The sequence below is a fragment of the Sodaliphilus sp. genome, from assembly GCF_045598405.1.
Taxonomy (GTDB): domain Bacteria; phylum Bacteroidota; class Bacteroidia; order Bacteroidales; family Muribaculaceae; genus Sodaliphilus; species Sodaliphilus limicaballi.
The window spans coordinates 20,654-31,772 of record NZ_JAZLLZ010000164.1 but is presented as its reverse complement, the minus strand read 5'-3'; the positions used below and the strand labels follow the sequence as shown (position 1 = coordinate 31,772).

The window sequence follows — 11,119 nt, the reverse complement described above, 5'->3', positions numbered from 1 at the left end:
TTGGGGGAAGGGAGGATGGCAGTGGCGGGGCTCTTGGGGGAAAGGGAGGATGGCAGGAGCGGGGGCTTTCTTGGGGGAAAGGAAGGCCGGGGAACTGGGGTGAGGATGCAGAAAAATGCCCGGCGGAGAACCGCCGGGCATGGGGCCTTGTGAAAGAGGTGTTGTGAGATTTCTTGAAATTTAGGAATTCATGACCAATCGGATGACGGCGTTGACGTCGGAGATGTCAACTATGCCGTCGCCGTTCACGTCGGCTCGTCCGTCATACGTGCTTTCGGGCACATTGCCAAGCAACACGTTGATAACGCAGTTCACATCGGTAATATCTAGCACACCGTCGAGGTTGACGTCGCCGGGGATAGCGCTGGCGTCACGCAGGGTGTAAGCCGCCAGACCGTTGCCAGGCACATAGACGTAAATGCGTTTCTCGGCCGAATTAGCTCCGCTGGTAACACAGCATGGGGCATCCCATGTACTGCTGTTGACGTCGCCCAAGCCGCGAGTGGGGAATGTCCACATGTGGCCAAAGTCCTTGAAGCTTGTGCTTGCGCCATTGCTCTGGACGAGCATGAAACGGTAGCCATAGTCGGTCATGTGGTCGCTTTGGGGATAAAGCATATAGGTCTTGCCACCCATGTCAAACATTGCGAATCCGTTGCTGCCAGTATTGGCGGGCCTGATGGAAGTATAGCTGTCCATGCTGTCAAGGATAGCACCAGTCGAGAAGTTATAAAGAGTGACATAGGTGCTAGCACCCTTTACATACACCTGGGTGGGGCTAACGGGGAACACGCGTGGAGCAATGCCGAAGCTGCTTGCACCCGAGGGGCTGTAACCCTTGGCGGTCATCATGTCGGTAGCGCTCACGTTGCCGTCTGTGATGGTCCAGCGCACTACTTGAGTGCCGCTTGACATCACTGCAAACACATAGAACTGATTAGAAGAAACGTCGCCATAGACGTTGCAGTGGTCGATGCGCTTGGTGGCGGGCAATGAGGTCATCACGCTGGCGCGCAAGGTTGCTACACCAGTCTCAGGATCAACCTGATGAACATTAACCGCATAAGACTTAACATCGAGCACTAGGTTGCTCACGCACAGGTTGCCAGCAGCGTCCTGGAAGATGTCGTTGCCGGGATAGTAGAGTCCCTGCACGCTACCCGTCACAGCCACACGCTTGATGCGTTCGCCAGTGTCGGCACTGTAATGGTCGATATAGACCTGAGCATTGCTTGAGCTCTCAGAGCGACCCACCACATAGATGCGACCATCCTTAACGGTGAAGCCACGATTCATGAGGCCATTAGAGTCGAATGTGATATTAGCATATTCATCCTTGATTGAGCGAACCCAGTTGTTGGTGAGTTCAAAGTTGCCCACTTTATTATATGAATCAATATCTTTCTTGATTACATAGCCGGGCTCATATTCTCCCACAGGGATTGAGGTCACTTCAAACTGACGAGACACGCTCACGGCGTCGTCAAAACCATCTGCGCTGCTTTTAACGCGCCAGTAGAATTTGCCCTTGCCGATGAGCGAAACTGCCATGTCCACGGTCATGTTGCTGCCGCTTGGCTTTGCATCGGCAGACGAATAGACGATATCACCGAAGGCAGCGTCCCTGGCCACCTGCAAGGTGTAGCTGGCTGTGCCCGAGGGAGTGAAGACGAACTTGAAATCGTCATCAAGCTTGGCACCGCTGGCAGGACTCACGAGAGTCACAACGGGTGCATCGGGATGCTTGGGAGTGGCAAATGTCTCTGCTGCCGAGGGAGTGTCGAAGCACCCCGTCTGCGACACGATCACGCGCCAGTAGAAGGTTTTTAGGCTTTCGAGCGAAGTCAGGTCAACGGCAATGCTATTTGAGGTGAGGTTGGGTTTGTCGATGATGACACTGTTGAAGTCCTTGTCGGCAGCAATCTGCAAGCGGTACTGCGCCTTGTTGATAGCAGCCCACTGGAAGGTTTGGTTCCAAGCCGCTGATGCGCCTTGCACAGGGGCGATGAGCTGGGTAGCCTCGCTAGGGCCGCCGGGAGCGTTGACATAGGAGGGTTCAAACTCGTTGCCCCAGCCATCGACTGTGGTCACGGCATACCAGTATCCATTGAGGTACTGGGTGTCGAGGGTAAACGAGGGTTCGTAGGTGACACCTTGCAGATAGTCGCCCTTGATGCCTCCATACAGGTTACTCTTTATGTTCTCAACAGCAACGGTGTTAGGAATAGCATAAACGGCATATCGCACAAGGTGCTTGTTCACGCCTGTCCAGGTGAGAGTGTTGGCGTTGAGCTTCACATTGGCAGGAGCGGGAAGAGTCTCCTTGTTTTTCCAGTCCATGCAGGGAATGAGAGCCTTGCGGGTGAAAGTGTTCTTGGCAAGGAATGCGCCCAGGCCGGTACACTTGGGACCGTTGATATACTTAGCCGAGTAGAAGTTAACACCCGAGGTTCCTGGCTTGGCATACTGGCGTGTGAGAAGGATTTGGGCATTGATTTCGTCCCAGTCGCTCTGGCTGTTAGTGCTCTCCATGAAGTAGATGTTGGTAGAAGCATAGTGGTGACGGCCGAAGTGCTCGGCGCAGTAGCTCCACCAGTGTGTCATGGGGCCGAAGGGGTTGGTGGTGTGGGTGGTCTTCCAGTAGAGCTGCGGCGAGATGTAGTCGATAGTGCCGTCCTCGAGCCACTGCACGCAGTCGCTATAAATCTGGTTATACTGCCAGTCGCTAGCACGGCAATATTTAGACAAGGGGTCGATGCCGTGGCGCTTGGCCACACTGGCGTCAGAGCAAGACGCGCCGGCGGGACCGATGGCAAACTTCACATAGGGTTTGGTTTCCTGAACCATCTCATACATTTCCTTGACCATGAGGTTGACATTGGCACGACGCCAGTCGCCAATGCTCATCGAGGTGCCGCTGTTGCGCCACAGGTCGTAGTCGGGAGCCGAAGAGTCTTCGGGAGTGCCGCCGCTGGGATAGAAGTAGTCGTCAAAGATGATGCCATCGATGTCGTAGTTCTCAATCATCTCGCGGCACACGTTGAGCAAGCGCTCACGCGAAGCCTTGAGGCCGGGGTTGAACACCACGCGGTCGCCCACAGCCATGAGGATGTTGCTGTTCTTGAGAGCCTGGTCCTGCGCGGTGTTGCAGTCGCGTCCGCCGCTGTTAGAGAAACGGTAAGGGTTCACCCATGCGTGGCACTCGATGCCGCGCTTGTGGCACTCTTCGACGGCAAATGCCAAGGGGTCCCAGCCGGGATCCTGGCCACGTGTGCCGGTGATGTAGCTTGACCAAGGTTCGTAACTAGACTTGTACAATGCGTCGGCCATGGGGCGCACTTGCAGGCACACACCGTTCATGTTGGTAGCCGCAAAACCATCAAGCATGTCGGTGAGCTGTTTCTTCTGTTTATTAATGGTTGAAGTACCTGTGCCTCGGGTCTGGGGCCAGTCGATGTTAGACACCGTAGCGATCCACACAGTGCGCATCTCACGCTTGAGCGTTTCCTGTGCCGACAAGTTCATAGCCAACACAAGTGCTACCAAAGTCAGTATTAGTTTCTTCATATCGTATAGTTCTTGAGGTTAGTATTCAATTTATGATAAAGCACAAAGTTAGTGATAATTTACTAAAAACGCAAAAAATATTTACCTTTGTGCAACTTTTTATCTATCTCAACGCATCTAATGAGTGAAATCGCAAAAAAACATATTACAATTATGAAGAAACTTATCCTTACTTTACTCGTGGCAGCAAAATAGACTCCTGTATTTCATGGTGTAGCGTTTTTCGTCATTAGTCATTCGTTTTTCGTCCTTCGTCTTTCGTCTTTCGTAAAAAAGTAGTATCTTTGCTAGTTGAAAATCAACTAGACATGAGTACAACCACCAATATCAACATACAGCAGCCAGAGTTGTGGACGTTGCAGCTGTCGCTCAAGGACAAAGCGATTGACTACATCTTGTTTACCGATGCAATCGAGAACTCGCTCATAATGGGCAACGTAGAACTCGACACATCGGCTGGCAGCTATCTCAAGGCACTGGAAAATGCAGTCTATGACAATCCGCTGCTGCTCGACGATTACCGCCTGGTGCGCATTGTGATCAACACGCAGCACTTTGCCCTGTTTCCCGCAGCCTACGACGATTATTACGCGCAAGAAGTGTTCGACACCATGTATCCCGACCAAGAGGGCGACATGGCGATGAGCCACTTGAAGCGTTGTGACGTGAACATTGCATTTGAGGTCCCCAACGGTGTGCTAGGATTCCTGCAGCGCACATTCAGCACCCCCCCTGTGTTTCACCGCCTGCACCCGTTGTGCGAGCACTACAAACGCCTCAACGAAGGGACCGAGATTTCGCGTATGTTCCTCAACCTGAGCGACGGACACATGGACATGGTGGTTTATCGCAAAGGCCAAATCGTGCTTACCAACAGCTACAACTACCGCTCGGCACAAGATGCGGCATTCTTTGCGCTGCATGCTTGGGACAGCCTCGGCCTTGACCGCCTCATTGACGAGGTGCAGCTCACCGGCGACAAGAGCGAGCGCGACGCCATTGCTCCCATCCTGCGGCAATACATAGGCTACGTCATGCCTGCCATCTATCCGGCAGCGGCTCTGCGCATTGGCCAGAACGCGATGAAAGCACCGTTTGACTTAATACTTCTTGCACTATGCGAATCATAAGCGGAAAATACGGCCGTCGTCGCTTCGACGTGCCCACCAACATCACCGCGCGCCCCACCACCGACATGGCGCGTGAGAATATCTTCAACGTGCTGGGCAACCTCATCGACCTTGAGGGGCTCACAGCGCTCGACCTCTTTGCAGGCACCGGTGCCATCAGTTTCGAGTTCCTTTCGCGTGAGTGCGCTTCGGTAACCAGCGTAGAGAAAGCCAGCACACAGTTTAATTTCATCAAGAAGGTGAGCAGCCAGCTGGGATGTGACAACCACACCATCATCAAGGGCGACGTGTTCCGCTTCATAGGCTCCTGCCAGCAGAAGTTTGACGTCATCTTTGCCGATCCTCCCTACGACCTGCCCCAGCTGCCCGACCTGCCCCGCATGATACTCGAGAGCAAAATGCTAAAACCCGGCACACTCATCATCGTGGAGCACAGCAAAGCCAACGACTTCTCCGCCCTGCCCCACTTCGTGCAACACCGCAACTACGGCAAGGTGAACTTCACCATCTTCCAGATACCCGAAGAGGATGCATGATGACAAGTTAGATGCAGGCTACAATCTCCCGATGTAGTTAAGGCCACGTTAAAACTTCTAATTTTCCTATGGCAACAAAACAAGACACTAACCCTGCTGCTGATCTTGCTCGGTTTATAGCAGAGAAGACTAATCACAACTTATTTCTGACGGGAAAGGCGGGAACAGGCAAGACCGTATTCCTCAGAGACTTCGTTGCACACACAAAGAAGAAGGTAGTGGTACTTGCCCCAACGGGAATAGCGGCCATTAATGCTAATGCTATGACCATTCATTCGTTCTGCAAGTTCGGACTGGCACCTAGCCCGCTGGGTAAGTTTAGCCCCAGCAATGACTCAGTATTGAATGACAAAGAGGAGGAACTGGTCAAGAATCTTGATATGCTCATCATCGACGAGGTTTCGATGGTGAGAGCCGATGTGATGGATCATATCAGCGAGAAGATAAGACTGATACGCAATTCGCAAAAGCCCTTTGGGGGTGTCCAGCTACTATTGATAGGCGATCTGTATCAGTTGCCACCAGTAGTAACAAAAGCAGACGAGGCAATACTGAAAGACTTTTATGCTACAAACTATTTCTTCTTTAATAGCAACGCCATTAAGGAAGTTGGGTTTGAGACTGTTTGCCTGAACAAGGTCTATCGTCAAAAAAATCCAGAGTTTGTGGGCATACTGAACAAGGCTCGTGAGGGAAATGTTTCGTGGAGTGATTGCAATAAACTGAATGCTCAATATATGCCCGAGTTCAGAATACCAGAAGGCGTGGATTATATTACACTGGTAGCACAGAAGAAACAGGCAGACGACATCAACAGCACGAGACTTGAAAGCACCGCAGGTGATGGCCGAACATATCAGGCCGAGATAACAGGAGAATTCCCAACCGAGTTATACCCCACCTACAGGGACCTTGTGCTTAAAACAGGAGCACAAGTGATGTTTGTAAAGAACGACAAGGGTAATAGATACTCCAATGGCACGTTGGGAGAAATCGAAGGAATGAAGGATGACACGATTTTTGTAAAGGTTGGGGATGCCGTAGTAGATGTAGAACGCACATCTTGGGACAATATTAGCTATGAATATGACAAGGATAAGAATCGCATTCGAGAAAAAACGTGCGGAACTTTCACACAGTTCCCATTAAAACCTGCATGGGCAATAACCATACACAAGAGTCAAGGCTTGTCATTTGAGCATGCCATCATCGACATTCCTCGTGCGTTTGCAGCCGGCCAGACTTACGTAGCACTTAGCCGTTGCCGCTCCCTGGAAGGTTTAGTGCTGAAGAAGAAACTGTTCCCCGATTCCTTCTTTACCGATCCTGTGGTATCAGCGTTCTACCAAGGGGTAGATAATTCTGCACATATCCAAAGATTGTCAAAGGCCGTCGGCTATGAAGATTTTGAGTGGGAAGAAAAAACAGAACAGGAAACAGAGGTAGAGGATAGTCAACCAACAGACAACGATGTTTCGATTGACAGGGACATTATCTCGGACTTGGTAGATAGAGTGATTCAGCAAGTCGATTACAATGTGTATCACCTCTGCTGCGAAGCAGGAGATGAATTAAGGGATATATTGAAAGCTATATGGAAAGAAGGGGAATCCCTTATTGGTTTCTTCCTTGAGAAATATTACCCCGATAGTTATTATCGGTTGAACCCCTATTATAATATAAAATTATATAAAGAGGTTCGCAAAGAATTACATAACATCGTAAAAACGAAGTATTACGAAGGAAGTTGGACACTGACTGACTACTAAAAGGTGAGTTCTATTAATTATGAGAAAAGATAAATTATTATTTCGGTCGCTTTTGATCCTGTTTTGGTATCTCCGACGGTCTCGACCATCGGTTACGATGCAGTGTAACGACTCCGTCGTTGTCAAAAATCTACTCAAAACATCTCTCAAAATCGCCTCGACATAATAAAAAGCATAGCGTCATGGAGGAACATAAAACTCAAAATAGCAAGAAAACGATTATCGGCATTGTCCAGAAAGTAGTCTTTCACGACACCAAAAGCGGAAAGACTATTCTCTCTGTAATCAGAGAGGACGAAAAGAAGTGTCGTGTTATTGGCAATGTTGACGAAGTAGAAACGGATAGCTCAATCACGGCCATAGGGTCGTGGAGGAAGGACGAAAAATATGGATGGCAGTTTGTGGCAGACTCCATACAGACGCATCCCCAGGCCACAGCGGAGCTTGTTGACGACGGGATGATTCATGCTTTGGACTTCAGCAATGTACTCACAAAGTCACAAAAGGAGTTTAGAAGTAATCTCATGGCTATTGATTATTCCCAAGAGATTCCACTCTATGATCATCACACAGCCGAATTTGCCAAGAAACATCAAGACAAAAATAAAAGCATTGATAAGTCTCCATGTGAAAGACGCGAAGACGATAACGAACACAAAGAGAACATAATTACAGAAAAAGTAACACCCATTCTTGACGAGACAATAGAAGTCGATTGGAACGATGTGTATATCTATAGGGGTAAAATAAATTTCACAAATAAGCATGGGTACGTGACAAGCATTTATGACGAGAGCATAGACACCGAGATATATTCTTTCCGTGCCGTTTTGCCCAAATTAGTCCCTCGTCTAATTGTTCACTACGATTCTAATGGTGATGCTTCGCTTGTTAATGCCAAAGAATTACAAGATGCAGTTATTACGCTTAGTATCAAAAAAGACCTGGTACACCTCATCAAAAACGGATATGAGTCCACTGAGATTCTCAAAAGAATTGATGGCCTTTCTAAAATAGACCTTCAAGAATTCATTCCGCGTGACAAATCTCCGTATATCAATTTCCTGCTAGAGAACCATGCTGCCGACAAATACCCGCTTGTGCCCATAGCAGAATACATGGGGGGCACTCGTGAAGACGGTGCTTTATATACTCTCATGATAGACGGACAGCCCAATATTATATGGGAGAATAATTGCGATGCACGCTCTACCTACGTATTTCGCTGCACAGAGGATGACTATATCGAGACCCGTCAACTCGTGTTTGATTATGTCATGGCCGAGGGGAACAACAAGCGCAAGTTTCTTCACACCGACAAATGCCTGACAATATTTAAAGAAAAGCCTCGCATGGTGGTGCACACTACCCTCGAATCATGGACACAGCGTCTGATGGGAAATGAAAATGTTGTAGCAGACCAAGATATTGATAATAACAACATTAAGCGATAAACAGGCATGAAGAAACATATTGTATTCCTTACCGGTGCTGGTATAAGCGCCGAGAGTGGACTAGGCACTTTTAGAGGCGAGGACGGACTCTGGACAAAACTTGAGTTTGAGTACTATGCAAGCCTTGATTGCCTTTATAACGATACTCAACGTTGTCTTGATTTCTACAATATGCGGCGTGAGAAACTGGCAGAAGCCAATCCTAACCGAGCACATCAACTCATTGCCGAACTGGAGAGTTTTTTCAATGTCAGCGTCATCACACAGAATGTGGATAACCTGCACGAGAAAGCTGGCAGCACACATGTCTTGCACTTGCATGGCGAACTTACAAAAGTCTGTGCGTCAGCAGATAGATACAACGAAGCTTACGTCGAAGAGTATCCACTGACTGTTCCCCTGAAAGTTGGGGACTTGGCTGGTGACGGATCGCAACTACGTCCCAACATCGTGATGTTTGGTGAGAACGTTACAAATATAGTAAAGGCAGCACAACTGGTTAAGCAAGCAGATGCATTTATAGTGGTCGGAACATCGTTGGTCGTATATCCTGCAGCGATGTTACTTGACTACGTTCCAAGAAATGCCTTAAAGATCGTTGTGGATCCCGCCGATATTCCTTCATGCGACGAACATGGATACACCCATATCCGCACTAATGCTACCGAAGGCATGGAGATCATGTGTGAAGAACTGGATAAATGGGATTGCCTTTGTGACTTGGACAATAGCAGCAATCTAGACTATTGCAATTCAACAGGTTCTGTCATGAAACCACACGATGTGTGGCAGATGAAAGATGCAATCATGACCGTTGTGAACGCCAATGGATATTCTGTGTGGGATCTTCGCCAAACAGCAAGAGGTTTCCGGGTCGAGCTCAATGACAAAATTGACGAGGAAGCAGCCAGTTTGCTATGCGGGCAATTCCCTCTTGCTGCTGATTATGAAGGAGAAGGGAAAACAGGAACGGTATTTGTGCTATATATGTGACCACAGCGGTTTTCACGGAGAGTGGGTAATATAAGGCCGGAGGCCGGATTTCTTACATTTTTGCGACAGCCTCAGGGCTACCCTTTCAGCATTTCCACTATTGCTGGGAATTGCATGAAATGGCTGGCTTTCACTAGGATGGTGTCGCCTTGCTGGAGTAATGCGGGCAATGCTGCCATGAGGTCGTCGCGGGTGGCGTAGTGCTTGACTTCGCCTTTGAAACCGCCATCGGCTGCTGCCTGAACTAGTGCCTCGCACAGCGGACCGGCACAGTAAATCGCATCCAGGTCAAGTCCCGCTGCGTAAGTTCCGACGCCTGCATGCAGGGCACGCTCGTCGGTTCCCAGTTCACCCATGTCGCCCAGAATAGCTACACGACGGTTAGCCCCGTCTTGCAGCACCTCAAGCGACGCCTTCATCGACACCGGGTTAGCATTGTAGCAGTCATCTATAATGGTATATCGCTCTGTATCAATAATATTAAATCGTCCAGCCAGTGAGCCGTTGCTCTCGATGCCCGCCTTGATTTGCTCCAACGTCAGGCCATAGGCCACACCAGCAGCAGCACCTGCCAGTGCATTATAGACCATGTGCTTGCCGGGCATGCCCACAGTGGCGTCGAAGTCGCCCACAGGTGTGTGGATGCGACACGCAGTGCCCTTGAGACCCAGGCTCCTGAGGTCGCTTGCCCAGAAGTCATTCTTGGCATCGAGTCCGAAAGTAACAGGCTTGATGCCACGCACCTCGGTCACCGTAGCCAGCTTGTCATCATCGCCGTTGAGGATGATGTGAGCCCCCGGCTCCAGAAAGTCAAATATCTCGCTCTTTGCTCTGAGAATGCCGTCGCGGTCGATGAGATTCTCCAAGTGGCAACAGCCTATATTGGTCATTATCACTGTGTGAGGTCGCGCTACCTTGGCAAGACGGTGCATCTCGCCGAAGTCGCTGATGCCCATCTCCAGCACAGCCAGCTGCTCGTCGCGCAAGCGGAAGATAGTGATGGGCAGACCAAGTTCGTTGTTGAAGTTGCCCTGCGTTTTGAGAGCATTGAACCCCTGACTCAACACGCTGTGGGTCATCTCCTTGGTGCTTGTCTTGCCCACGCTGCCAGCAATGCCCACTACGGGGATATTAAGCCCTTTAAGGTAAAACTCGGCAATATCTTTAACTGCTTGCAACGTAGATTCTACCAGAATGTAGGGATAAGGTTTCTCGCCCAGGTCTATCTCGGTCAGCACAGTGGCGGCACCGCCCTGCATCACTTGCTCGATAAACTTGTGGCCATCCACACGCTCGCCCTTGATGGCGACAAACATGCCACCCTCAGGCACCTTGCGGCTATCGGTCTCGATACCTGTAACTTCCTGGCTAGCAGCCTGGGCAGTTCCTACATAACGACCGCCACAAGCAGCGGCAATATTGGCTAACGACAGATTCTTCATTATTTTTTTAATTGTTTAAGTTTCACATGTTGATAAAACATTGTTTATCGCCATTAAGTCGCGTACTTACAGCACGCATTCCTATCGGCGCGATAAGTACCTTATTCTTATGCTTGCGTAACTTTTATCAATTCATCTAATAAGAGGGCGGTCTTTACCGAAAAACTAGATAAAAAGAACCGTCCCTTTTATCTACTTTTATCTACTTTTATCTAATCATCTAATATA

6 protein-coding genes and 1 pseudogene are annotated in these 11,119 nt (G+C 49.4%); 5 read left to right on the top strand and 2 right to left on the bottom strand.

Translation table 11 applies throughout. The features are described 5' to 3' along the window. Positions 1 to 180: 180 nt before the first annotated feature. Complete coding sequence (locus tag ACKI3C_RS11400) at positions 181 to 3,567, bottom strand: family 10 glycosylhydrolase (protein ID WP_407405133.1); 3,387 nt, start codon at positions 3,565 to 3,567, stop codon at positions 181 to 183. A 308-nt stretch (positions 3,568 to 3,875) separates the two neighbouring features. On the opposite strand from ACKI3C_RS11400, the gene ACKI3C_RS11395 reads away from it, so the two are divergent. The 5 genes and pseudogenes from ACKI3C_RS11395 to ACKI3C_RS11375 form a co-directional block, all read left to right on the top strand. Further along, the gene (locus ACKI3C_RS11395) at positions 3,876 to 4,697 is read left to right on the top strand and encodes a DUF3822 family protein (RefSeq protein WP_407405131.1); all 822 of its coding nucleotides are present in this window, start codon (positions 3,876 to 3,878) and stop codon (positions 4,695 to 4,697) included. After that, positions 4,685 to 5,233, top strand: coding sequence for a 16S rRNA (guanine(966)-N(2))-methyltransferase RsmD (rsmD, locus tag ACKI3C_RS11390; protein ID WP_407405129.1), 549 nt, complete (start codon positions 4,685 to 4,687; stop codon positions 5,231 to 5,233). Before ACKI3C_RS11395 ends, rsmD begins: the two co-directional genes overlap by 13 nt. Before the next feature lie 68 nt (positions 5,234 to 5,301). Next, positions 5,302 to 7,002 carry an ATP-dependent RecD-like DNA helicase gene (locus ACKI3C_RS11385; RefSeq protein WP_407405127.1) on the top strand — a complete coding sequence of 567 codons (1,701 nt, stop codon included), beginning with the start codon at positions 5,302 to 5,304 and terminating at the stop codon, positions 7,000 to 7,002. Between the two features lie 182 nt (positions 7,003 to 7,184). Continuing rightward, positions 7,185 to 8,456, top strand: a complete 1,272-nt coding sequence (locus ACKI3C_RS11380; RefSeq protein ID WP_407405125.1) for a hypothetical protein — start codon at positions 7,185 to 7,187, stop codon at positions 8,454 to 8,456. A gap of 6 nt (positions 8,457 to 8,462) precedes the next feature. Then, positions 8,463 to 9,134, top strand: a pseudogene (locus ACKI3C_RS11375) (SIR2 family NAD-dependent protein deacylase); the annotation flags it as partial. 392 nt (positions 9,135 to 9,526) lie between these two features. Here ACKI3C_RS11375 and murF read toward each other — a convergent pair. Continuing rightward, positions 9,527 to 10,891: a UDP-N-acetylmuramoyl-tripeptide--D-alanyl-D-alanine ligase gene (gene murF, locus ACKI3C_RS11370; RefSeq protein ID WP_407405123.1), complete on the bottom strand. Its 1,365-nt coding sequence runs from the start codon at positions 10,889 to 10,891 to the stop codon at positions 9,527 to 9,529. Positions 10,892 to 11,119: the final 228 nt, after the last annotated feature.

Bases quoted from the DNA above. Each gene is read 5' to 3' on its own strand.
- ACKI3C_RS11400 (WP_407405133.1), bottom strand. From the start codon at position 3,567: ATGAAGAAACTAATACTGACTTTGGTAGCACTTGTGTTGGCTATGAAC.
- ACKI3C_RS11395 (WP_407405131.1), top strand. From the start codon at position 3,876: ATGAGTACAACCACCAATATCAACATACAGCAGCCAGAGTTGTGGACG.
- rsmD (WP_407405129.1), top strand. From the start codon at position 4,685: ATGCGAATCATAAGCGGAAAATACGGCCGTCGTCGCTTCGACGTGCCC.
- ACKI3C_RS11385 (WP_407405127.1), top strand. From the start codon at position 5,302: ATGGCAACAAAACAAGACACTAACCCTGCTGCTGATCTTGCTCGGTTT.
- ACKI3C_RS11380 (WP_407405125.1), top strand. From the start codon at position 7,185: ATGGAGGAACATAAAACTCAAAATAGCAAGAAAACGATTATCGGCATT.
- murF (WP_407405123.1), bottom strand. From the start codon at position 10,891: ATGAAGAATCTGTCGTTAGCCAATATTGCCGCTGCTTGTGGCGGTCGT.